Here is a 23,040-nt window from a genome sequence, read left to right as displayed (position 1 = left end):
GCTGGACCGTCGGCTCTGCCTGCTGGTTCTCTTGAGGAACTACGGATTGAACCAAATAAGGGGTACCGGTATGGGTGAGCATGTGGCAGGCAGGACGCTTGCGCAGAAAGTCTGGGACGAGCACGTGGTGAGCAAGGGGGAGGACGGTGCTCCCGACCTGCTCTACATCGACCTCCACCTCGTCCATGAAGTCACCTCTCCGCAGGCCTTCGAAGGCCTGCGGCTGTCAGGGCGCGGACTGCGCCGCCCGGACCTGACCATTGCCACCGAGGACCACAACACTCCCACGCTGGCCATCGACAAGCCCATTGCCGACCCGGTGAGCCGCACCCAGATCGAAACGCTGCGGGCCAACTGTGCCGAGTTCGGCGTGCGGCTGCATCCGCTGGGGGACGCCGAGCAGGGCATCGTCCATGTGGTGGGCCCCCAGCTTGGCCTGACCCAGCCCGGACTCACTGTGGTCTGCGGCGACTCCCACACCTCGACACACGGTGCGTTCGGTGCGCTGGCGATGGGTATCGGCACCTCCGAGGTCGAGCACGTCATGGCCACCCAGACACTGTCCCTCAAGCCGTTTCGGACCATGGCGATCAACGTCGAGGGAACCCTGCGGCCCGGTGTTACGTCCAAGGACATCATCCTGGCGGTGATCGCCAAGATCGGCACCGGCGGCGGACAGGGCTACGTGCTGGAATACCGCGGCTCCGCCATTCGCGCCCTGTCGATGGAGGCGCGGATGACCATCTGCAACATGTCCATCGAGGCCGGTGCCCGTGCAGGGATGGTCGCCCCGGACGAAACGACCTTCGCCTACCTTCGGCACCGCCCGCACGCACCACAGGGCCGGGACTGGGACGCCGCCGTCGAGCACTGGAAATCGCTTGCCACGGACGCTGACGCCGAGTTCGACGCCGAGGTTTTCCTGGACGCCGACACCCTGGAGCCTTTCGTCACCTGGGGAACCAACCCCGGGCAGGGAGTTTCGCTCTCCGAAGCCGTTCCCGCACCCGAAGATTTCAGCGACGAAAACGCGCGCGCCGCCGCCGAACGCGCGTTGGCCTACATGGACCTGGCTGCCGGCACACCCATGAAGGACATCCGCGTGGACACCGTCTTCCTGGGCTCCTGTACCAACAGCCGCATCGAGGACCTGCGGATAGCCGCGGACATTATCCGCGGCCGGCAGAAGGACCCCGCAGTCCGGATGATGGTGGTGCCCGGCTCCGCGCGGGTGCGCCTGGAGGCCGAGGCCGAAGGACTGGACCGGGTGTTCAAGGACTTCGGCGCCGAATGGCGGTTTGCCGGCTGTTCCATGTGCCTGGGCATGAACCCTGACCAGCTCGAACCGGGGGAGCGCTGCGCCTCCACCTCCAACCGCAACTTCGAGGGCCGGCAGGGCAAGGGTGGACGGACCCACCTGGTCTCCCCGGTGGTGGCAGCGGCCACTGCCGTCAGGGGAACCCTCAGCTCACCCTCCGACCTCGACCCGCTGCCGGGCGCCGTCGTCGGCACCGCCGCAGCCTAGGAGAACCGTTATGGAAAAGATCACCACCCACACCGGAATCGGCGTCCCGCTGCGCCAAAGCGACGTGGACACCGACCAGATCATTCCGGCCGTCTACCTCAAGCGGATCACCCGCACCGGATTCGAGGATGCGCTCTTCGCCGGGTGGCGGAAGAACGAGGACTTCATTCTGAACCGGGAACCCTACAGCCAGGGATCCGTGCTGGTGGCGGGGCCGGACTTCGGCACCGGTTCCTCCCGCGAACATGCCGTCTGGGCGCTGAAGGACTATGGCTTCCGGGCCGTGCTCTCCTCCCGCTTCGCCGACATTTTCCGCGGGAACGCCGGCAAGCAGGGCCTTGTCGCGGCCCAGGTTGCGCAGGACGACATCGAGCTGATCTGGAAGGTCCTGGAAAATTCCCCGGGAACAACGGTCACCGTTGATCTGCAGGCCCGGACCGCGGTCTGCGGCAGCGTCACGGCTCCCTTCGAAATTGACGAGTACACCCGTTGGCGCCTGCTGGAGGGATTGGACGACATTGCCCTGACCCTGCGCCATGAGTCCGACATCACCTCGTTCGAGGCCGAGCGACCCGCGTACAAGCCCACCACGCTCCCCGCCCTGCACTAGGGCGGTCCAGGCAGGGCCGGCGGACCCGGGAATGATCAGCAGGCTTCCGGTTTGCACTCCGGAGGTTTTTCTGCCTCTCTCCCCGCCCCGATATCATTGATAGGCCCCGCTTCGGCGGGGCCTATCCGCTTTCAATCGCGGGCATGACCGGAATCACATCGGTTCCAGCCTGCTGGGGGGCGGCGTTATTTCAGTAAGCAGACCCTTGCTCATATGCTTGAGTGCAGTCTCTTATTGCTTCCGGGGCCAATCTATTTTAAGAAATCAGGTGTTCATGGGTAGCGTCCTCACCATCCGAGGCGGTGTTCCTCTCTCAGGGAAGGTACCGGTCCGCGGGGCGAAAAATCTGGTCCCCAAGGCGATGGTTGCGGCCCTGCTTGGCAACGGCCCGTCCACACTGCGCAACGTTCCTGAAATCAAGGACGTCGAGGTAGTTACGTCGCTGCTGCAGCTGCACGGCGTTGAGGTCACCAAGGACCCTGTCACGGGCGATCTCACCATGGATCCGAAGAACGCCAAGACGGCGGCGTCCAAGGACATCGACGCCCACGCCGGCGATTCCCGCATCCCGATCCTGCTCTGCGGGCCCCTGATGCACAGCCTGGGCGAAGCCTTCATTCCTGACCTCGGCGGCTGCAAAATCGGCGACCGGCCGATCGACTACCACCTGCAGATGCTGCGCAACTTCGGTGCCGTGGTGGAAAAGCGCCCCGGCGGCATTTCCATTTCCGCGCCCAAGGGCCTCAGCGGTGCCAAGCTTGAACTGCCGTACCCGAGCGTCGGAGCCACCGAACAGGTGCTCCTGACGGCGGTCAAGGCCGTGGGTATCACCGAGCTTCGCGGCGCGGCCGTGGAACCGGAAATCATGGACCTGATCGCCATCCTGCAGAAGATGGGCGCCATCATCTCCGTGCAGACGGACCGCGTGATCCGCATCGAGGGCGTTTCCGAACTCACCGGGTACAACCACCGGGCGCTTCCGGACCGCAACGAGGCTGCTTCCTGGGCCTCCGCCGCACTCGTCACCAAGGGTGACATCTACGTTGAGGGTGCGGAGCAGAAGGACCTCACCGCCTTCCTGAACACCTACCGCAAGATCGGCGGCGCGTTCGACGTCGACGACGGCGGCATCCGGTTCTACCACCCGGGCGGCGCCCTGAACCCGCTGGTGCTCGAAACCGACGTACACCCCGGCTTCATGACCGACTGGCAGCAGCCCCTGGTTGTCGCCCTGACGCAGGCCGAGGGCGTCTCCATCGTGCACGAAACCGTGTACGAGAACCGTTTCGGGTTCACGGATGCGCTGATCCGCATGGGTGCCAACATCCAGGTGCACCGTGAGTGCCTGGGCAGCGTGCCGTGCCGTTTCGGCCAGCGCAACTTCCTGCACTCGGCAGTTATTGCCGGATCCGTGCAGCTGCGCGGTGCGGAGATCGACATCCCGGACCTGCGCGGCGGCTTCAGCCACCTCATTGCGGCACTGGCTGCCGAAGGCACCTCGCGGGTGACCGGCATCGAGCTGATCAACCGCGGGTACGAGCACTTCCAGGGCAAGCTGGAGGGCCTCGGCGCTGACTTTGACGTCACTTCCGGCGTATCTGCCGGACTCCGGTAGCCTGACGGAATGACGGAATCGAATAAGTCACGGGTTGTTTTTGCTCTGCTGGCCGGATCCCTGAGGCCGGTATTCAATATCTTCCTGAAAAAGCAGTGGCAGGGCGCAGAGAACCTGCCCAAGGACCCGGGCTTCATTGTCTGCCCGAACCACGTGACTGAAATCGATCCGGTGGTGGTGGGGCACTTCCTGTACAACCAGGGCCGCCCGCCGCACTTCCTGGCGAAGGCATCCCTCTTCAAGGTGCCCGTGCTGGGACCGGCGCTGTCCGCCACGAACCAGGTCCCGGTGGAGCGGATCACCACCGGGGCCGCCGGTTCGCTGGATGCCGCCCGTGCAGCCCTGGCGGCAGGGCGCACGCTGGTCATCTACCCCGAGGGCACCCTCACCCGGGACCCCGACCTCTGGCCGATGAAAGGCCGGACCGGGGCTGCGCGGCTGGCCCTGCAGACCGGGGTGCCCGTCATTCCGATTGCCCACTGGGGTGCGCAGGAAGCCTTCCCGCGCTATGCGAAGTTCCCCAAGCTGTTCCCGCGCAAGCGGGTGCGGCTGGTGGTAGGCAAGCCCGTGGACCTGTCCGAATTCTCCGGACTGCCGATCAGCAAGGCAGTGCTGGACGCAGCCACGGAACGGATCATGTCCGACCTTACGGACATGGTCTCCAAGCTCCGCGGCACCCAGCCGCCCACCGAGCGGTGGAACCCCGTGGCCCGGGGCCAGCGGCAGGTGGGACGTTCCTTCGAAAACGGAGCCGGCACATCCGGCACATCAACCAAACCAATCCAACCGGAGGCCGGACAGTGACCCCCCGCAGTGAACACCCCGCCGTCGTCGCCGTACTGGGCGCCGGCAGCTGGGGCACCGCCTTTGCCAAGATTGCCGCCGACTCGGGAGCCGAGCGCGGCACCGACGTCCGGCTCTGGGCCCGCCGCCCCGAGGTGGCCGCTGACATCAACGGCAGGCACCGCAACACCCAGTACCTCAAGGACACCGTCCTGCCGGCCAACCTGCGCGCCTTCACGGACCTCGGCGAGGTGCTCGCCGGAGCCGAAATGATAGTCCTCGCCGTCCCTGCACAGTCCCTGCGCGCTCAGCTTAAGGACGTTGCCGGCCGGATTCCCGCCGACGCCGTCGTCGTGTCGCTGATGAAGGGCCTGGAGCGGGGCACGGACGCCCGGATGAGCCAGGTGATCGCCGAGGAACTGGGACTGCCCGCCGAGCGTATCGCCGTGGTTTCCGGGCCGAACCTCGCCATGGAAATTGCCCGGCAGGAGCCCACCGCGTCCGTGGTGGCCTGCACCGACCTGGATACGGCCGGCTGGATCGCCGAGGCCTGCACGGCGCCGTATTTCCGTCCCTACACCAATGAGGACGTGGTGGGCACCGAGATCGGCGGCATCGTCAAGAACGTTATTGCCCTCGCGGTGGGGATCTGCGACGGCAAGGGCATGGGGGACAACACCAAGGCCTCCGTGATGACCCGCGGACTCGCCGAAACCACCCGCCTGGCCCTGGCACTGGGCGGCAATGCGGAGACCATGGCGGGACTGGCCGGTATGGGCGACCTGATTGCCACCTGTTCCTCGCCGCTGTCGCGCAACCACACGGCGGGTACGCTGCTGGCCCAGGGCCTGAGCCTTGCCGAAGTCAACGCGTCCATGACCCAGACCGCCGAGGGCATCAAGTCCGCGCAGGCCGTGCTGGACCGCGCCACCCAGCTGGGCGTCTACATGCCCATCACCGAAAACGTTGTCGCCGTACTGCAGGGCGTAATTACTGTTGACGAACTGGGCCCGCGGTTGCTGGCCCGAGAACTGAAATCCGAAGGTGTGTCCGCCCCGTGACTGTTGAACCCCTGCCCGCCGGTACCGTAGAGGACCGTCCCGGAACTGAGCGCCCCCGGGTTGCCGTCCTCTTCGGCGGACGCTCCAGCGAGCACGCCGTCAGCTGCGTGACCGCGGCCGGTGTGCTGCAGGCCATTGATACGTCCAAGTACGACGTCGTTCCCATCGGCATCGCGAAGAACGGCCAGTGGAGCCTGGTGTCGGCTGACCCGGCCGAGTGGTCCCTGCGCGCCGCGACCCTGCCCGAGGTTCCGGTGTCGGAGGAATCCGTAGTGCTCTCCTCGCAGGACGGCAGCCGGGAACTGGTGGCACACGCCGCCGGCAGCCTGCCCCGCAGCCTCGGCCCCATCGACGTGGTGATGCCGCTGCTGCACGGTCCCTTCGGTGAGGACGGAACCCTCCAGGGCATGCTGGAAATGGCTGACATGCGGTATGTGGGAGCAGGTGTCCTGGCGTCCGCCGTCGGGATGGACAAGCACTACATGAAGGTGGTCTTCGAATCCGCCGGCCTGATGGTAGGCCCCTATGAGGTCATCACCGACCGGCAGTGGCTGCGCGACCCGCAGTCCTGCCTCGACCGTGCCGGCGCCCTTGAATTCCCGCTGTTCGTCAAGCCGGCCCGCGCCGGTTCCTCCATGGGCATCACCCGCGTTACGGACGCAGCGGAACTGCCGGCTGCCATCGAAGCGGCACGCCTGCACGATCCGAAGGTGGTAGTCGAAGCCGGGATCATCGGCCGGGAAATCGAAGTGGCCGTCCTGCAGGGGCGCGGCACGGAGGATCCGCGGACCAGCCAGCCCGGCGAGGTTGCCGTGCGCGACGGCGGCCACGAGTGGTACGACTTCGAAGCCAAGTACGTGGACGGGGCAGCAGCAGACCTGAGCTGCCCGGCCGACCTCCCGGCGGATATTACCGCCCGGGTCCGCAGGCTTGCCGGGATTGCCTTCGATGCAGTGGGCGGTGAAGGCCTGTCCCGGGTGGACTTCTTCTACACTCCGGACGGCGAACTGATCATCAACGAGATCAACACCATGCCCGGCTTCACACCCATCAGCATGTATCCGCAGATGTGGGCCAAGTCCGGGTTGCCGTACACCGAGCTGATCGACGAACTGATCTCCCTGGCGCTGGCCCGGAAGACGGGGCTGCGCTAGCCCTGCCCGGCTTCGAGCTCCAGGGTGTCCTCGGGGCTCAGGCACTGGCTGGTGGGCTCGATTTTGGACACTGCGTTCTGCAGCTGGACCAGGAGGGTGGACGAGGCCACCTCGTTCGGATTGAAGATCACTTCCACAGCCGGTTCCCGGCCGTAGGTGGTGGCGGTCCAGGTGTCTTCGCCCTCACGCAGGATCCAGTCGACGCCGTTCACTGAGGCGCACGGATCGGTGGTCGGTCCCGGCACAGGGACACCGCACTTCAGGATCGCCCGCGACGGGTTGCCCCACGCAGCCGTCGACTGGCTGTCCGTGTCCCGCAGCGCGTAACCAGCCATCTCGTCCGGCAAGGCCACCATGACGGCGGCGCAGTCCGGGTTGGCAGCGTCCGGAGCCGATTCGATGCTGGCTACCGGACTGCAACCGGTGGCGGCCACTGCAGAGAGAATAAGTACTGCTGGTAACGCATAGAACTTCATGATTCCAGCGTATCCGCCGCGGTGCCCCGGACCGGAATCGGAATGGATAGACTCATACCGCCCCCGAGCTGAGGAAAACACTTGAGCGAGTACCCCTTTTCCCCTGAAACTGACGTTCCCGCAGACACCACGCGCAGGAAGTCACACCCCGTGCGAAATGTGCTGCTGGGTTTTCTGGCCCTCGTTTTGGTTGCCGCGCTGGCAGCCGGTGGCTACCTGTGGCATCTGGCGCGGACCTTCGACAGTTCCACGGACACCATTGCCAATGCGCTTCCAGAGACACGTCCGGAGAAGGGCACGGCAGCAGGAGACTCGCAGAACATCCTGCTGATGGGCAGCGATACCCGCGATCCCGCTTCGGGCGATGCACGGTCGGACACGATGATGCTGGTCCATATTCCGGGGGATCGAAGCGGCGTGTACGTTATGTCGATCATGCGGGACACCTGGGTGGAGATTCCCGGGCACGGGGAACACAAAATCAATGCCGCCATGGCTCTCGGCGGAGTGTCCCTGACGGTTGACACCGTACAGACCCTGTTCGATGTCCCCATCGACCACGTGGCGATTATCGATTTTGAAGGTTTCCAGGGTCTGACGGATGCCCTGGGCGGGGTTACCCTCAACAACGACATCGCCTTCCAGTCCGAGGGCGGCCATGGCGAGTACTTTGCCGCCGGGCCGATCACCGTTGAGGGAGAGTCGGCACTCAAGTACGTCCGCGAGCGGTACGCCTTTGCCGACGGGGACTACCAGCGGGTCAAAAACCAGCAGGCTTTCCTGAGCGGCGTGATCTCCGGTGTCCTCAACACGGAAACCCTGACCGACCCGGTAAAGGTCAGCAACATCGTGGGCGAAATTTCACCGTACCTGAGCGTTGATGAAGACCTGGACGCAGCGGCGGCAGGGGCGTTGGCGGTCAGCCTCCGCAACGTCCGGTCCGGAGATGTCCATATGTTCACCCTGCCGAACGCCGGGGTGGGCACGTCCTCCGACGGGCAGTCGATTGTGGTGCCGGACGAGACCGCCATCGCCGAAATCGGTGCTGCGCTGGACGCTGACGACCTCGCCGGCTACCTCCGGTCCGCCGCTCCGCAGAGTTGACCGGCCCAACCGGCGGCAAATCGTTATCGGCCACTGTCAGTGCCCTGCGGTAGGCTTCCTAATGACATAGACGGTTAGCGGCAATGACGACGAAGACCGGATAGGACGGGCCTCCATGAGCGGCACCAGCAGGAGCAGAGACAGCTCTACAAGCAGGAAACGGGATTACCTTGCAGACTAAAATCACCGCCAACGCGCAAGCGCTGAAGCGATGGTTGAGTAACGCAGAGGTCTCCTTGGGTAACCACAGCGACCGCCTCAACGCCATCAATATCTTTCCCGTGGCCGACGGCGATACCGGTACCAACCTCTACCTGACGCTCCGCTCCGCCTCGAGGGCTATTGCGGAAGAGGACACCGCCGACATCGGCGAGCTGCTGTCGACCGCCGGGCGGGCCGCGATGGAAGAAGCCCGCGGCAACTCCGGAACCCTGTTTTCAGTCTTCCTCACCTCCATGGCAGAACCCCTGGCCGGCGCAACCCGGCTCTCCGCGCCGTTGCTCGCATCCGCCCTGCAGCGCGCGCAGCTGCGCTCCTGGTCGGTGCTCAGCGACCCGGTGCCCGGCACCATGCTCTCCGTCCTCGAAGCGGCAGCCCACGCCGCCTCCGACAGTGAAGCGGCAGTCACCGGAGATGACAGCAACGTGGGACTCGCGATCACGCTGCGCGCCATGATGGACGCCGCCCTGACCGCCGTCATCCGCACCGAAAGCCAGCTGGACGCGCTCGCCGCGGCCCACGTGGTGGACGCCGGCGGCGTCGGGTTCCTGCTGGTACTGGATGCCCTGCGAGCCGCAGCCCTAGGCGAGGAACTGCAGGAAGAACTGCTGGACGGACTGCACGGCTACGACGTCCAGGACCCGCACATCCACGCCCACATGCCCCGCATGGAAGGCGTGGAGGTCATGTGCACCATCACCCTCAGCCCGCTGGATGCCGCCACGCTGCGGCTCCAGCTGGACGAGCTGGGGGACTCCGTCATCATGAGCGCCGTCAGCCCGGTGGGAGAAGGTTACCGCTGGCGGATCCACGTCCACACGCCCGACGCCGGTGCCGCCATCGACCTGCTGCGCACCCTGGGCGATCCCGAGAACCTGACCATCACCGAGCTGTCCGCAGACGGACACGAGACCAAAGAAGTCCCCGAGGCACATGGACTCTAGGCTCCCCGGAGAACTCGACTTTCCGCTGGACCGACGGATCGGCAAAACCACGGCCAATGCCATGGAGAAGTACCTCGGCCTGAAAACCGTCGGCGACCTGCTCCACCACTTCCCGCGGCGCTATCTGGAACGCGGCGAGCTGACCCCTATCGCCGAAATCCCGTTCGATGAGGACGTCACCCTGATCGCCCGGGTGCAGAGCAACAACCGGCGGCAGATGCGGGCCCGCAAGGGGACCATCGTCGAGGTAGTGGTCACCGACGATACCGACGGCAGCCTCGGCCAGCTGCACCTGACGTTCTTCAACGGGTTCAACGCGTTCAAGGAACTCACCGTCGGCACCCGGGCCATGTTCTCCGGCAAGGTGGGCGCCTACCGCGGCCAGCTGCAGCTGACCAATCCCAGTTACGCGCTGTTGGATGATGACGCCGTGGATGAAGAGGAGGCCAAACGGCCTATTCCCGTGTACCCGGCCTCGGCCAAAATAGCCAGCCCAACCATTGCCAAGTCCGTGTCGATGCTGCTGGACGTGCTTCAGGCAGCCCGGCTGCGCGATCCGATCCCGGAGTCGATCCGCCGTCGGGAGCACTTCCCCGACATCACGGAGGCCTATCAGCGGATCCACCGCCCGGCCACCATGGAGGAGGCCTACGCCGCCCGGCACCGGTTCCGGTACCAGGAAGCCCTGGTCCTGCAGACCGCACTGGCCCGGCGTCGTGCCCTGACCGCCGAAGAGGAAGCCACCGCGCGTCCGGCAGTGCCCGGCGGCCTCCTGGACCGCTTTGACGCGTCCCTTCCCTTCACCCTGACTCGCGGCCAGGCCGAAATCGGGCTCGACCTTTCCACCGAACTGGGCGGGGACCATCCCATGAACCGCCTCCTGCAGGGCGAGGTGGGCTCCGGCAAGACCCTGGTGGCCCTGCGCGCCATGCTGCAGGTGATCGACGCCGGGGGACAGGCGGCGCTGCTGGCACCCACCGAGGTCCTGGCCGCCCAGCACTACGAATCCATCAGCGCCATGCTGGGACCGCTGGGCCGCGGCGGCCAGCTCGACGGCGATCCGGACGGCACCCGCGTGGCCCTGCTCACCGGGTCGATGAACACCGCCGGGCGGCGGGCGGCCATGCTGGATGCTGCCAGCGGCGCTGCAGGAATCATCATCGGCACGCACGCCCTGCTGTCCGAGAACGTCTCCTTTGCCGACCTCGGCCTGGTGGTGGTGGATGAACAGCACCGGTTCGGCGTCGAGCAGCGCGATGTGCTGCGCACCAAGGGACACAGCACCCCGCACCTGCTGGTCATGACGGCTACCCCGATTCCCCGTACCGTGGCGATGACTGTCTTCGGTGACCTGGAGGTCTCCACCCTCACCGAGCTGCCCGCCGGGCGGGCCCCCATCTCCACCTACGTCTCGCCGCTGGCCGAGAAGCCGCAGTGGGAGCAGCGGATCTGGGCCCGCGCCCGGGAAGAGATCGACGCCGGCCGTCAGGTGTACGTGGTCTGCCCCAAGATCGGAGCCAAGGAAGAGGAACCCGGTACGGAGCTGGACCTGTTCGACGAGAGGGAAGCAGCCGCCGGCCGGGAGCGTGCCCAGCGGCAGGAGCTGACCTCCGTCACGGAGCTGGTCGAGTATCTCACCACCGTGCCGGCGCTCGCAGGGAAGGTCATTGCGCCGCTGCACGGCCGGCTGGACCCGAACGACAAGCACGAGACCATGGCCGCCTTCAACCGCGGCGACATTGACGTGCTCGTCTCCACCACCGTCATCGAAGTGGGGGTGGATGTGCCTAATGCCTCGCTGATGGTGATCATGGACGCTGACCGCTTCGGCATCTCCCAGCTGCACCAGCTGCGTGGCCGGGTGGGCCGCGGCGGGCTGCCCGGCACGTGCCTGCTCGTGACGCAGCTGGAGCCCGGACATCCGAGCCGTGAGCGGCTGGAGGCCGTGGCGGCCACCACCGACGGTTTCGAACTGTCCCGCAAGGACCTCGAACTGCGCCGCGAAGGCGACATCCTCGGCGCCAGCCAGTCCGGCGGCCGCTCCACCCTGAAACTGCTGCGCGCCGTCCAGGACGAAAAGCTCATTGAAAAGGCACGTGCCGACGCCGTGGCCCTGGTGGCCGAGGATCCGGACCTGCGCGACTACCCGGCCCTGGACGAAGCCATCGAGGCCTACCTGAACCCCGAAGCCGAGGCGTTCCTGGAACGCGGCTGACGCCCGCCTCCAGTCCTGACGGCTTCCGGCAACGGATAAAGTGAAGGCATGAGCCGCATTATTGCCGGGGCTGCCGGCGGATCCTCCTTGTTCAGCGTTCCCGGTGACGGAACGCGTCCCACCACGGACCGGGTGAAGGAAGCCCTCTTTTCCCGCCTCGAGTCCTACGGCATCCTGCAGGAAGCCCGCGTGCTGGATCTGTTCGCCGGGTCCGGTGCCCTGGGTGTGGAGAGCGCCAGCCGCGGGGCGGCCGCCGTCGACCTGGTGGAACTGGCCGACAAGCCCGCGGCGACCTGCCGGCAGAACGCGGAACTGGTCAACAAGATCCTGGGCCGGACCTGCGTAAACGTGCACCGGGCCAAGGCTGAAACTTTCCTGCTGCGGGTTCCGGCGGACGTGCGCTGGGACGTGGTGTTTATTGATCCGCCCTACGCGTTCACCGAAGCGGAGCTGGCTACGGTCCTCACCCCGCTGGCCGGGCACCTCGCAGTCGGTGCGGTAGTGGTGCTCGAGCGCTCCACGCGTTCCCCCGAACCGGTCTGGCCGGAAGGCCTGGAGCGCTTCAGCGAGCGTAAATACGGTGAAACCACCCTGTGGTTCGCCGAACCTGCCGACGATGACGCAGAGTCCGACGACGCCGAGGCCGCGCAGGCCTAGCCTGCGAAGCGGTCCAGGTCCTCGCCGGTCAGCACTGCTGCCGGGTGCGGACCGGCAGCCAGGAGCTGCTGCGTCCACTCGGCGGGCCAGCGGAACCGGGTTGCCGCGAGCACGATGTTGCCGGGGTAGCGTCCCGTGAACATGTCCCGCTGTGCCAGCGCCGCCACGTCGCCGTCTGCAACCTCGCCGTCCGCAGCCTCACCGGCCGTGCCCAGCGAGGCCTGGACCTCGCGGACCTGCCGGCGGGCGAAGGCCAGCGGCGGATCGTCCCCGACATTGACCAGCAGCACCCCGGCGGGGGAGAGCAAGGCAATCAGCTCGGCGTAGAAGTCCGACGTCGCCAGGTGCGCGGGCGCATCGGGGCCGGCGAAGATGTCCAGGACAATGGCATCGAAATGCTGGCCGGCAAAGCGGTCCAGTGATTCCCGCGCGTCCCCGATGACGGTCTCCAGCCGGGTGCCCTCCGGCAGGGGAAGCTGCGCCAGCACGAAGTCCAGCAGTTCGCGTTCCAGTTCCACCGCCGCCTGCTCCGACCCGGGGCGGGTGGCCTGGAGGTAGCGGGCGAGGGTCAGCGCTCCGGCGCCCAGATGCAGCGCACGCACCGGCTCCCCGTCCGCTGCGGCCAGGTCCAGGACGTTGCCTATCCGGCGCAGGTACTCGTAGGAAATCTCCTGCGGGCGGGCCAGGTCCACGTGGGACTGCTCCGCGCCGCCGATGCTCAGGATGTAGGCCCCGGGGGTGAAGCCGTCTTCGGTGATGGTGGCGTGGGCGCCGATGCCCCGCAGCAGCCGGGACGCGTTCACAGCAGCCCGCCCAGCCGGGCGAGGCGCTCGGAGGCGGAGTCCAGGACGTCCGTTTTCTTGCAGAACGCGAACCGGAGCAGGGACCGGGTGCGCTGCGCTCCTTCCGCATGGCAGAACACGGCCACCGGAATGGCCGCCACGCCGATCAGTTCCGGCAGCCGCCGAGCCAGTTCCGTGGCGTCGGTAATGCCCAGGGGCGACGTGTCGGCGGTAACGAAGTATGTTCCGGAGGAGGGCAGGACTTCCATTCCGGCCGCCCGCAGCCCGGATCCGAGCAGGTCCCGCTTCGCCTGCAGTGCCGCGGCGGCTCCGGTGAAGTAGGAATCCTCCAGTCCCAGGCCGACGGCGACCGCGGACTGGAAGGGGGTGCCGGAGGTGTAGCTCAGGAAGGTCTTGACGGTGCGGACCGCAGCCACCAGCGGTGCCGGACCCGTGAGCCAGCCGATTTTCCAGCCGGTTACGGAAAACGTTTTGCCCGCCGAGGAAATGGTCAGGGTCCGTTCCGCGGCACCGGGCAGCGTGGCTACGGGAATGTGCACCGGCCCGAAGGTCAGGTGTTCGTACACCTCGTCGGTGACGATCACGGCGTCGTGCTTCGCTGCCAGGTCCACGATCTGCTGCAGGACCTTGCGGGGAAGGACTGCGCCCGTGGGGTTGTGCGGGTTATTGACCAGCACCACCCGCGTGCGGTCGGTGAACGCCGCTTCGAGGGCGCCGTCGGCGGGGAGGAAATGCGGTGCGTCGAGGGCGACGGTGGTGTGCGTGGCACCGCTGAGCCCAATGACCGCGCCGTAGGAATCGTAGAAGGGTTCGAAGGTCAGCACCTCGTCTCCGGGACCCGTCAGGGCCAGGAGGGTCGACGCAATGGCTTCCGTGGCGCCGGTGCTGACGATGACCTCGCTGTCCGGGTCCACGTGCAGCCCGTAGAACCGCTCCAGGTGGGCCGCGACGGCGTTGCGCAGGACCGGCAGGCCCTGTCCCGGGGCGTACTGGTTGGCGCCGGAGGCAATGGCCTTCCGTGCGGCGTCGAGCATTACGGCCGGCCCGTCCTCATCGGGAAAACCCTGGCCGAGGTTGATGGCTCCGTGCTGTCCGGCAAGGGCGGTGATTTCCTCGAAAATGGTCACCCCGAGGTTGCCGTCCGCCGCGAGCAGGTTGGCTCCCGCGGCGGTCCGCTGCCAGGGCTGGGCGGCGGCCGTGCCGGTGCCGGGCCGGGCACGGAGCAGGGACGCGGCTGTGCTGATACTCATGCCTCCAGTATTACCCGCCCGCACCCGGTAGATTCGACCTATGCGACGCGCTGTATGCCCTGGTTCCTTTGATCCCATCCACAACGGCCACGTGGAGGTGATTGCCCGTGCGGCAACCCTCTTCGACGAAGTCATCGTGGCGGTGTCCACCAACTATGCGAAGAAGTACCGTTTCAGTGCCGAGGAACGCCTGGAACTGGCAGCGGAAACCTTTGAGGCTCTGGGCGGGGTTTCCGTGGTCCCCATGGGGGACGGGCTCCTGGCCGACTTCTGCCGGGAACACGGAGCCTCCGCGATCGTGAAGGGGCTGCGGTCCGTCCAGGACTACCAGTACGAACTGCCCATGGCAGTAATGAACAGGCAGCTCACCGGCGTCGAAACCGTCTTCCTGGCCGCGGAAAGCAGCTACACCCACCTTTCCTCGTCCCTGATCAAGGAAGTGGCCGCCCTGGGCGGCGACGTCGCCGGCTATGTTCCCCCCACGGTGCTGAAGCGCCTGACGGACAGCTAGACGGGGTTGGCTCGGATGCACCGGAAGGGAAGCACCAGGCACGCCGATTAGCCGGATGCCCCTTGGCGGGTAAACTGGACTATGGAGCACGTGCCCGCACGTGTTCCTTGGCTGCGGTGCAGCCGCAGTTTGAGAGATTCCGGCAAGTCAGGCTAAGATGATATGTCGGTCTATGTTCTACAGGAGTTCTCATTAGCGAATTTTCGCGGTCCAATCCGGAAACTCCCCTGGCTATCAACGTCAGGGACCTCGGGCGCAGCCCGGGAACGATGCGGACCTTGCATGAACATGTACCGGCACCGAAAGACTTCGGTGTTGCGCTTATCGGCGTTCCGGAAGGATCCGGCCTCGAGCTCGATCTGAGGTTGGAGGCCGTGCACGAAGGGATTCTGGTATCCGGCGTAGTAATCGCCCCCGTAAAGGGCGAATGCGGCCGCTGCCTGAAGCCACTCGCGTACGACCAAGAAGTCGATGTGCAGGAACTCTTCTACTACGAGGACGCTGAGTCCTTCGAAGAAGAAGATGAAGAAGAGCAACACCGGATCGAGCGAGATGTCATCGATCTTGAGCCGGTATTGCGGGACGCAGTGGTTCTTACCATGCCGTTCCAGCCGGTGTGCCGGGAAGACTGCGAAGGCCTTTGCTCCGAATGCGGAGCGCGCCTTGAGGAGGATCCGGGTCACCACCATGAAGCAGTGGATCCTCGCTGGGCAGCCCTCGCCGGGCTGACCGGCACGGCCGCAGAAGATACTGCGGCACCAAGTACAGAGTCAGACGAGAGAGAAGAGAGTTAGCCGTGGCTGTTCCGAAGCGGAAAATGTCCCGCGCGAATACACGTGCACGCCGGTCCCAGTGGAAGGCGACCGCGCCCAACCTGGTGAAGACCGTGGAGAACGGCCGCGTCACCTATAGCCTGCCGCACCAGGCCAAGGTCGTAACCGACTCCGCCGGCACCGCGCTGTTCCTTGAATACAAGGGCCGCAAGGTCGCGGACGTCTAAGACCAGTGTTCGGCCCGGCTTTGCGCATCATTAGTGTTGTTGCGGACGGGCACGTGAATACTGCTTTTCGGGTTGTATCCAAAAAGTGAAGAATACTGAAGAGCTTATGAAGCGTCTCGGTGTCGATATCGACGCCGGGACGCTTCGTCTTGCACTCACGCACCGTTCCTACGCTTACGAGCAGGGCGGCATCCCCACGAACGAGCGCCTGGAATTCCTGGGTGACTCCATTCTGGGGTTCTCGGTAACCGATGCGCTCTACCGGGATAATCCTGATCTTTCCGAAGGCGAGCTGGCCAAGCGCCGCTCCGCCGTCGTGAGTACCCGTGCCCTCGCCGGCATTGCCCGCGGTCTGGGGCTGGGGGAGTACATCCTGCTGGGCCAGGGCGAAAAGCTGACTAACGGGCGCGACAAGTCCTCTATCCTTGCGGACACCACCGAGGCAATCATCGGTGCCGTGTACCTCGATCACGGAATAGAGGCCGCGCGGCAGATGGTGATGCGCCTTGTCGGTCCGCTGCTGTCCAACGCCGAGGCATTGGGTGCCGGGACGGACTGGAAGACGAGCATCCAGGAGATCGCTGCCGGCCGGAAAATGGGCGACATCGAATACCGGGTCTCCGGATCCGGTCCCGACCATTCCCGCAGCTTCGTTGCTGTCCTGCATATCGGCGACAAGGCCTACGGCACCGGCGTTGGCCACTCCAAGAAGGAAGCCGAGCAGGAAGCCGCCGCTGCTTCCTGGAAGATGATCAACGCCAAGGAAGCCGACTCCGCGGCTGCCGGTTCCTAGGCACTCCCGGCGATGCCTGAGCTTCCCGAAGTCGAGGTGGTCCGCCGCGGACTGGCATCATGGGTCCGCGGCCGCACCATCACCGGCGTCGAAGTCGTGGATCCCCGTTCCGTGCGGCGCCATGCGCCCGGCCCGGCCGACCTCGTTGCCAACCTTGAAGGCGCGGTGGTGGCCGACGTCGTGCGCCGCGGGAAGTTCCTCTGGCTGCCGCTGCTCGAGGCTGCTCCTTCACCGGCCGGTGCCGCTTCCGGCGCGGACGACGACGTCGTACCCCCGTTTGCGTTGATGGCCCACCTGGGCATGAGCGGGCAGCTGCTGATGGAGGACTCGGCGCTTCCGGACGAAAAGCACCTGAAGGTCCGGTTCACGCTTAGTCCCGCCGTTGATGCCTCCGGTGTTGCGATGCCGGACGAGCTGCGCTTTGTAGACCAGCGGATTTTCGGCGGTGTGTTCCTCACCGATCTGGTGCCGACTCCCGACGGCGCTCCCGGAGGCCTGTCCGAAACCGGACTTCCGCTCGTGGCTGCCGAGGCGGCCCATATCGCCCGCGACCCGCTCGATCCGGCGTTTTCCTTTGACGAGTTCTACCGCCGGCTGCGAGGCAGGAAGACCGGGATCAAACGCGCCCTGCTGGACCAGGGGCTGATTTCCGGGGTCGGGAACATTTACGCCGACGAATCCCTGTGGGCGGCACGGATGCACTTTGCCCGGGCCACGGACACCATGCGCCGGGCCGACGCGCTGCGGCTTGTCGAAGCCGCCCGGGACGTGATGACCCGTGCATTGGCTGCGGGCGGCACCAGCTTCGACTCGCTGTACGTCAATGTGAACGGCGCCTCGGGGTACTTCTCCCGGTCCCTCAACGCTTACGGCCGCGAAGGGCTGCCCTGCCCGCGCTGTGAGGAACTGGGGCTGCATACCCTGATCCGGCGGGATTCGTTTATGAACCGGTCTTCGTACAGTTGTCCCGTGTGTCAGCCGCGGCCCCGGAACGGTCGCTGGTAGTTCTCCGTTCCACGAATTGGATCGGGTGTCCGTCGAAGTCCTCGACGAATGCAACCCGCAGTCTCCCGTCCAGGAACGGGTGCGGTCCTTGGAGGTCTTTTGCTCCGGCGTCGAGTGCAGCGGTGTAGGCGGCTGTGACGTCGTCCGTCCAGAGCGTGAGGCACGCGCGGTGTCCGGCCGTGACCGGGGTGAGCCCGTGGGCTTCGGCCGCCGGTCCAGGCAGTGCGAGCCCGAGCTCGAAGCCTTCCAATGCCATTTCCATTTTGACGGGTGCTGTCCCTGCTCCCGTTGCGCTGAACTCTTCATTGAAGCCGAGGGCCGCGTAGAAGCGTGCCGCCCGCGCGACGTCGGCGACGAACAAGATGACCTGCGGATTGTAGATTTTCACGGCTGTCCTCATCTCGGGCGTTGGCCCGTTCACGGCACCTTTGCGTACGGTAACAAATCCGGCTGGTATCCGTCGCCCAGCAGCCGGCGTCACACCGGGCGCGCTCCGGACGGGCATCCAGGGCCGGTCCCGCCACCAGCGTCAGGAACGGAAAAATTACGAAACTCTTGTAATTGTTTTGGAATTACGTAATTCTCTATCCATGACCGCACGAGACGACGCCCGGCTGCAGGCGCTGGAAGCACGCGTGGCAGCCCTGGAGCAACGCGCGGAAGCCGCGGAGCCGACGTCGGCCGCGGACGAGGCAGACACTTTCTGGGCCCTCGAAGGGGTGCGGAAGCGCCATCCCGAGCCGGGAGCCGTGCTGTTCACCGGCACCGCCACTACCGCCGCCGGTGCCCACTACGAGTACCAGTACGGGTTGGAGACCGGGCATCTGCTCGACGTCGACTGGACGCAGTTCGCCGAAACCCTTGCCTCCCTCGGCCATCCCGTCCGGCTGGCCGTGCTCCGCGCCGTGCTCGGCGGAACCGAGACCGTGGCGGAACTGGTGGAGGAACTGGGTTCCGGAACTTCCGGGCAGATCTACCACCACGTTCACCAGCTGACCGCCTCGGGCTGGCTCGCACCGCACGCGCGGTCCCGCTACCGAATCCCGCCGGCCCGGGTCATCCCGCTGCTGGCGATTCTGACCGCTGCCTCCGGAGGTAACTGACATGCTTCAACGCAGACGCATTATCGTGGCCGTCCTTGCCGCTTCAGCTGTCCTGGCCGGCGGGCTCCTTGCTGCCCCGTGGACACCGCGCCTGTCGACGCAGGTTTCCGGCGACGCAGAACTCGCCGACGCCGTTCGGCCCCTGCTGCAGAAACCTGCCGATGCGGTCAGCGTCGTCTACCTGGAAAACGGCACCGTCCGGTTTGCCGGGTTCGGTGCCGATGAACGGACCGAGTTCGAAATCGGTTCGGTGTCCAAGACGTTCACGGCAGCGCTGCTTGCAAACGCCGTCGAGCGCGGCGAGGTGACGTTGGAGACCACCGTTGCCGAGATCCTGGGCCCGGAGCTGCGGGATCCGGAAGCCGAAATCGGCACGGTCACCCTGGCCGAGCTGGCCAGCCACCGTTCGGGGCTTCCCCGGCTCGCCACCGATCCGGGAGCGCTGGTCTCCCTGCTCGCCGGCACCGCCCTCCACCGCGACCCCTACACCGCCTCGCCTGCCGAGGTGCTGGAGCAGGCACAGAATGCGTCGGTGGGTGGAAGGGGAACGGTGGCCTACTCCAACCTCGGGTATGCCTTCCTCGGGCAGCTGCTCGCCAAGGCAGCCGGGATGGAATACGCCGATCTGCTGGAGCAGCGGATTTTCGAGCCACTGGGAATGAAGGACACATACGTGCCAATGACGGCCGACAACCTGCGCCCCGATGCTCCGACTGGCCGGAATGCAAGCGGACTGCCGGAGGGAGCCTGGACCGGCAACGGCGGGGCGCCGATGGGTGGGATCCGGTCTACCGCAGCGGATATGTCGCTCTACCTCCAGGCGCTGCTGACGGAGACCGCTCCGGGGGCCGCGGCCCTGGAACCGCAGTGGGATACGGGCGAGGACGGCGAGCAGGTGGGCCTGGGGTGGTTCACCCAGGTCTCTCCCTCGAGTGGGCGGGCTGCGACCTGGCACAACGGCATGACCGGAGGCTTCTCCGCCATGGCGGCGATGGACCGGGAGGCGGGCACCGCCGTGCTGATCCTTTCCAACGTGGCTGTCGGGCAGGAAGAAGCTGCCTTGGCTTTGCTGAAGGAAGGTCTCTGATGACATTCACCCTGATGTCCTGGATCCTCGGCGCCTGGCTGGTGGCGACCTGTCTGTCCGTGGCGGTTCCTGTCTGGAAGCGGGCGGGACAGCCTTCCGGCCCCAGCCGGAGGTCGCTGCTGGCCGGTTTGATGGAAGCGGCTTCGCTCGCGGGCCTTTTGCGGCTGGTGGTGCCGTGGACCTCCTGGTCGATGGCCCTCTGGGTAGTGGCCGTCGTCGCACTGGCGGCGGCTGTTGCCGGAGCCGTTCTTCGCTGGCCGGTGCTGCCGGGCCGGGTTGAGTCTGAGGGTCCGTTACGGGAGAAGGTATCCGAGGCTACGACGGGACCGGAGCCTGCCGGTTCGGAGCTGGTTCCGAACCCAGACATCCCTGCGGAGGCGTCGGATCAATCCCGGCTGCCGCAGACCGCGGCGGCACAAGCCGCATCGGTGGAGCGGTCACGGCTACCGTTCTTTCCTGTGCGGGAAAGGGCGGCCGCACCCGACACCGGGAATCCCGACCCCGGAAGCCCCGACCCCGGAAAGCCTGACCGGAAGGCGAAGGCCGGGAAGCCCGGAGGGAAGGCGAAGGCCGGGAAGAAGAAGCCGAAGAAGGAGCCCGGAAACCTCGCGCTGGCGGGGAACGCTGCCCTGCTGCTCGGCGTCGTCGTGGTTTCTTTTCCGGCTGGATAAGGCCGGTTTCGGCCGCAAGAGCATCGCTTGGAAGGCTATAAAAGACAACTGAAAAAACAGGTGGTTGAACGGGTATTTTTCGCCTAGATCCGAGCTCCAGGCCCCGATAGACTCGAACACATGTTCGAATATTCTCACCCTGTGAACCATCAATGGACCGGCGGATTGACTGCCGGTACCGCACTGGTGAACGCGTGGGTCGAGGTACTGGGGGACCAAGCTGAGGACCTTCCCTTCGTACAGCAGGAAGACCGGGAGCTGATTGACCGGATCCGGGCACTTGAGGAACTCAAGGCCGCAGCCTCGGCGGCACAGGCCCGGGCCGCTGCAGCGTTCGACGCCTCCCAGCGCCGGAAGCAGGCCGAGGCCGGAGTGCGGCGCGAGGATCTGGGCCGCGGTGTCGCCGGACAGATTGCCCTGGCCCGCAGGGAATCACCGAGCCGCGGGGGACGGTTGCTCGGGTTTGCCAAGGTGCTGACGGAAGAGATGCCGTGCACGCTGCAGGCGTTGGCCCGCGGGAAAATCAGCGAATGGCGGGCAACGCTGCTGGTCCGCGAGACGGCCTGCCTGAGCCTGGAGGACCGGCGGCGGGTAGATGAAGACGTGGCCGGAGACCCCGACGTGCTTGAAGCCCTGGGGGACCGTCAGATCATCTCCCGCACCAGAGCCGCCGCTTATCGGCTCGATCCGCGAGCAGCGGTCAAGCGCGCAGCCAAAGCCGAATCCGAACGATTTGTTTCCTGCCGTCCGGCACCGGACACCATGACCTACCTGACCGGACTTCTGCCCGTCGCCCAGGGAGTGGGAGTCTTTGCCGCACTGTCCCGTGAAGCAGACCGGCTGCGGGCAACCGGAGATACCCGGGGGCGGGGCCAGATCATGGCGGACACTCTCGTGGAGCGCGTGACCGGCCAGGCGGAGACAGGGCAGCTGAAGGTGGAAGTTCAGCTGGTGATGTCGGACCGGACACTGTTCGGCGGCGATTCCGAGCCGGCCGTGGTCCCCGGGTACGGGCCGGTGCCGGCGCAGTGGGCAAGGGACCTGGTCCGGGGAAGGCGTCCGGGGCAAGAACCCGGGCAGGATACCCGTGGCGCTGAACCGGAACGCGTCCGGGAACAAGCCGCAGGGCGGAAAGCGAAGCAGGACAAGCAGGAAGAACGCTGGATTCGACGGCTCTACACCGAACCGATTGCCGGTCAATTAGTCGCTATGGATTCCCGGGCGCGCTTGTTCCCGGCTTCGCTGGGACGGTTTATCGCGGCACGCGACCAGTCCTGCCGAATGCCGTGGTGCGGGGCGCCGATTCGGCATCTCGACCATATTCGTCCCCATCAGGACGGCGGCCCCACCGAAATCGCAAATGGGCAGGGACTCTGCGAGGCATGCAACCAGGCAAAGGAAGCACCCGATTGGAAGGCGCAAACGCTCCATCCGCCGACGGGATCAACTACACCGCACACCGTCGAGACCACCACCCCAACAGGGCACACCTATCGGTCCACGGCGCCTCCGCTCCCCGGAATCAGGGCCGAGGACAGCGCTGTTGATCGGACGGGAGGCAAGCCGCCCCCGAAGGGTTTCCTGGAAGCCTGCATCGTGGATCTGGTTTGGGCCGCGTAGCAGGCAGAACGCTACCGGTCGGCGAGTTCCGCAAGGACCCCGTCGGTAAAGGGCGGCCAGTCGTCGGCGGCCCAGGGGCCGAAATCGCGGTCGGTGAGGCAGACAGCAGCAGCACGAGCCGCAGGATCCACCCAAAGGAAGGTTCCGGACTGGCCAAAGTGCCCGAAAGTGGCCGGCGAGCTGTTGGCGCCGGTCCAGTGCGGAGACTTCTGTGCCCGGATTTCGAAGCCGAGGCCCCAGTCGTTCTCTTTCTGCCGGCCGAAACCGGGAAGCACGCCCGCCAGGCCGGGAAAGACCACCTGGGTGGCTTCGGTCAGCCGGCCCGGATCCGTGAGCGTGGGAGCCTGCAGCTCGGCCGCAAACCGGCTGAGGTCCGCTGCCGTGGAGACGGCGCCGGCAGCAGGGGAGCCCTCCAGCGTTGTGGAAGACATGCCCAGCGGAACCAGTACGCCTTCGCGCAGATATTCGCCGAAGGTCATACCCGTGGCCTGCTCCAGCGTTTCGCCGAGGACCTCAAAACCCGCATTGGAATACAGGCGCCGGGTACCGGGGGTGTAGCGGACCATGCGCTCGCCGAAGTCGTAGCCGCCGGAATGGGCCAGCAGGTGCCGGACAGTGGAGCCCTCAGGTCCCGCAGGCTGATCGAGCTCCAAGGCTTCCTCATCGAGGGACACCAGTACGGCGTACGCGCTCAGCAGCTTGGTGACTGACGCCAGCCGAAAACGGAGGTCCTGGTCGCCGGCGGTTCCCAGCACCTCGCCGTCGACGGACACGACGGCGGCAGCGGCATGGTCTACGGGCCAGGACTCGATCTTCTGCAGGCTTTTCACGGAA

The 23,040-nt window shown here is 66.1% G+C and carries 24 protein-coding genes; 19 read left to right on the top strand and 5 right to left on the bottom strand.

What is annotated here, in order from left to right; genetic code table 11:
• The first annotated feature begins 70 nt into the window (after window positions 1-70).
• The 6 genes from leuC (at window position 71) to N2K99_RS10755 (ending at window position 6,748) form a co-directional block, all read left to right on the top strand.
• Window positions 71-1,525 (top strand): 3-isopropylmalate dehydratase large subunit, encoded by a 1,455-nt coding sequence (gene leuC, locus N2K99_RS10780; protein ID WP_227933751.1) that lies wholly within the window; start codon window positions 71-73, stop codon window positions 1,523-1,525.
• 10 nt (window positions 1,526-1,535) lie between these two features.
• Complete coding sequence (gene leuD, locus N2K99_RS10775) at window positions 1,536-2,135, top strand: 3-isopropylmalate dehydratase small subunit (RefSeq protein ID WP_227923581.1); 600 nt, start codon at window positions 1,536-1,538, stop codon at window positions 2,133-2,135.
• A gap of 274 nt (window positions 2,136-2,409) precedes the next feature.
• Window positions 2,410-3,750, top strand: coding sequence for a UDP-N-acetylglucosamine 1-carboxyvinyltransferase (gene murA, locus N2K99_RS10770; RefSeq protein ID WP_227933750.1), 1,341 nt, complete (start codon window positions 2,410-2,412; stop codon window positions 3,748-3,750).
• Between the two features lie 9 nt (window positions 3,751-3,759).
• On the top strand, window positions 3,760-4,554 hold the full coding sequence (locus N2K99_RS10765; RefSeq protein ID WP_227923586.1) for a 1-acyl-sn-glycerol-3-phosphate acyltransferase: 795 nt from the start codon (window positions 3,760-3,762) through the stop codon (window positions 4,552-4,554).
• Entirely contained in the window at window positions 4,551-5,594 is a 1,044-nt protein-coding gene (locus tag N2K99_RS10760) for an NAD(P)H-dependent glycerol-3-phosphate dehydrogenase (protein WP_227923588.1), read from the top strand. The genes N2K99_RS10765 and N2K99_RS10760 overlap by 4 nt, the downstream gene beginning before the upstream one ends.
• Window positions 5,591-6,748 carry a D-alanine--D-alanine ligase family protein gene (locus N2K99_RS10755; RefSeq protein WP_374200054.1) on the top strand — a complete coding sequence of 386 codons (1,158 nt, stop codon included), beginning with the start codon at window positions 5,591-5,593 and terminating at the stop codon, window positions 6,746-6,748. The genes N2K99_RS10760 and N2K99_RS10755 overlap by 4 nt, the downstream gene beginning before the upstream one ends.
• Here the strand turns inward: N2K99_RS10755 and N2K99_RS10750 are convergent.
• A complete protein-coding gene (locus N2K99_RS10750; RefSeq protein WP_227923597.1) occupies window positions 6,745-7,224 on the bottom strand; it encodes a DUF3515 domain-containing protein in 480 nt (159 codons plus the stop codon). The genes N2K99_RS10755 and N2K99_RS10750 overlap by 4 nt on opposite strands.
• A gap of 81 nt (window positions 7,225-7,305) precedes the next feature.
• On the opposite strand from N2K99_RS10750, the gene N2K99_RS10745 reads away from it, so the two are divergent.
• The 4 genes from N2K99_RS10745 to rsmD all read left to right on the top strand — a co-directional run bounded on the left by N2K99_RS10745 (window position 7,306) and on the right by rsmD (window position 12,363).
• Window positions 7,306-8,328: an LCP family protein gene (locus tag N2K99_RS10745; protein WP_227933749.1), complete on the top strand. Its 1,023-nt coding sequence runs from the start codon at window positions 7,306-7,308 to the stop codon at window positions 8,326-8,328.
• A gap of 203 nt (window positions 8,329-8,531) precedes the next feature.
• Window positions 8,532-9,491, top strand: a complete 960-nt coding sequence (locus N2K99_RS10740; protein ID WP_227933756.1) for a DAK2 domain-containing protein — start codon at window positions 8,532-8,534, stop codon at window positions 9,489-9,491.
• Window positions 9,481-11,706: an ATP-dependent DNA helicase RecG gene (locus tag N2K99_RS10735; protein ID WP_227933748.1), complete on the top strand. Its 2,226-nt coding sequence runs from the start codon at window positions 9,481-9,483 to the stop codon at window positions 11,704-11,706. The genes N2K99_RS10740 and N2K99_RS10735 overlap by 11 nt, the downstream gene beginning before the upstream one ends.
• A gap of 48 nt (window positions 11,707-11,754) precedes the next feature.
• Complete coding sequence (gene rsmD / locus N2K99_RS10730; protein WP_227923601.1) at window positions 11,755-12,363, top strand: 16S rRNA (guanine(966)-N(2))-methyltransferase RsmD; 609 nt, start codon at window positions 11,755-11,757, stop codon at window positions 12,361-12,363.
• Here the strand turns inward: rsmD and N2K99_RS10725 are convergent.
• Together N2K99_RS10725 and N2K99_RS10720 are read right to left on the bottom strand one after the other, a co-directional pair.
• On the bottom strand, window positions 12,360-13,166 hold the full coding sequence (locus N2K99_RS10725; protein ID WP_227933747.1) for a spermidine synthase: 807 nt from the start codon (window positions 13,164-13,166) through the stop codon (window positions 12,360-12,362). The two genes, rsmD and N2K99_RS10725, sit on opposite strands and share 4 nt — an antisense overlap.
• Entirely contained in the window at window positions 13,163-14,416 is a 1,254-nt protein-coding gene (locus N2K99_RS10720; protein ID WP_227933746.1) for an aminotransferase class I/II-fold pyridoxal phosphate-dependent enzyme, read from the bottom strand. Before N2K99_RS10720 ends, N2K99_RS10725 begins: the two co-directional genes overlap by 4 nt.
• A 40-nt stretch (window positions 14,417-14,456) precedes the next feature.
• Between N2K99_RS10720 and coaD the strand changes: the two genes are divergently transcribed.
• From coaD to mutM, 5 genes are all read left to right on the top strand, one after another.
• On the top strand, window positions 14,457-14,927 hold the full coding sequence (gene coaD, locus N2K99_RS10715; RefSeq protein WP_227923606.1) for a pantetheine-phosphate adenylyltransferase: 471 nt from the start codon (window positions 14,457-14,459) through the stop codon (window positions 14,925-14,927).
• A 227-nt stretch (window positions 14,928-15,154) separates the two neighbouring features.
• On the top strand, window positions 15,155-15,721 hold the full coding sequence (locus N2K99_RS10710; protein ID WP_227923697.1) for a DUF177 domain-containing protein: 567 nt from the start codon (window positions 15,155-15,157) through the stop codon (window positions 15,719-15,721).
• A gap of 2 nt (window positions 15,722-15,723) precedes the next feature.
• Window positions 15,724-15,927, top strand: a complete 204-nt coding sequence (rpmF, locus tag N2K99_RS10705) for a 50S ribosomal protein L32 (protein ID WP_146364453.1) — start codon at window positions 15,724-15,726, stop codon at window positions 15,925-15,927.
• Window positions 15,928-16,012: 85 nt separating this feature from the next.
• The gene (gene rnc, locus N2K99_RS10700) at window positions 16,013-16,720 is read left to right on the top strand and encodes a ribonuclease III (RefSeq protein ID WP_227923609.1); all 708 of its coding nucleotides are present in this window, start codon (window positions 16,013-16,015) and stop codon (window positions 16,718-16,720) included.
• Window positions 16,721-16,732: 12 nt separating this feature from the next.
• On the top strand, window positions 16,733-17,725 hold the full coding sequence (gene mutM, locus N2K99_RS10695; protein ID WP_227923611.1) for a bifunctional DNA-formamidopyrimidine glycosylase/DNA-(apurinic or apyrimidinic site) lyase: 993 nt from the start codon (window positions 16,733-16,735) through the stop codon (window positions 17,723-17,725).
• On the opposite strand, the gene N2K99_RS10690 is transcribed toward mutM, so the two are convergent.
• On the bottom strand, window positions 17,661-18,113 hold the full coding sequence (locus tag N2K99_RS10690) for a glyoxalase/bleomycin resistance/extradiol dioxygenase family protein (RefSeq protein ID WP_227933745.1): 453 nt from the start codon (window positions 18,111-18,113) through the stop codon (window positions 17,661-17,663). The two genes, mutM and N2K99_RS10690, sit on opposite strands and share 65 nt — an antisense overlap.
• A gap of 202 nt (window positions 18,114-18,315) precedes the next feature.
• Between N2K99_RS10690 and N2K99_RS10685 the strand changes: the two genes are divergently transcribed.
• The 4 genes from N2K99_RS10685 to N2K99_RS10670 all read left to right on the top strand — a co-directional run bounded on the left by N2K99_RS10685 (window position 18,316) and on the right by N2K99_RS10670 (window position 22,206).
• Window positions 18,316-18,828, top strand: coding sequence for a helix-turn-helix domain-containing protein (locus N2K99_RS10685; protein ID WP_227933744.1), 513 nt, complete (start codon window positions 18,316-18,318; stop codon window positions 18,826-18,828).
• Window position 18,829: 1 nt separating this feature from the next.
• A complete protein-coding gene (locus tag N2K99_RS10680; protein WP_227923618.1) occupies window positions 18,830-19,915 on the top strand; it encodes a serine hydrolase in 1,086 nt (361 codons plus the stop codon).
• Window positions 19,915-20,586, top strand: a complete 672-nt coding sequence (locus N2K99_RS10675; RefSeq protein ID WP_227933743.1) for a hypothetical protein — start codon at window positions 19,915-19,917, stop codon at window positions 20,584-20,586. Before N2K99_RS10680 ends, N2K99_RS10675 begins: the two co-directional genes overlap by 1 nt.
• A gap of 120 nt (window positions 20,587-20,706) precedes the next feature.
• The gene (locus N2K99_RS10670; RefSeq protein ID WP_227933742.1) at window positions 20,707-22,206 is read left to right on the top strand and encodes a DUF222 domain-containing protein; all 1,500 of its coding nucleotides are present in this window, start codon (window positions 20,707-20,709) and stop codon (window positions 22,204-22,206) included.
• Between the two features lie 11 nt (window positions 22,207-22,217).
• Here N2K99_RS10670 and N2K99_RS10665 read toward each other — a convergent pair whose 3' ends face one another.
• Window positions 22,218-23,036 (bottom strand): serine hydrolase, encoded by an 819-nt coding sequence (locus N2K99_RS10665; protein ID WP_227933741.1) that lies wholly within the window; start codon window positions 23,034-23,036, stop codon window positions 22,218-22,220.
• Window positions 23,037-23,040 lie beyond the last annotated feature (4 nt).

Source organism: Arthrobacter sp. zg-Y1110 (genome assembly GCF_025244865.1).
Classification (GTDB): domain Bacteria; phylum Actinomycetota; class Actinomycetes; order Actinomycetales; family Micrococcaceae; genus Arthrobacter_B.
This window is presented reverse-complemented; position numbering and strand designations above follow the sequence as displayed.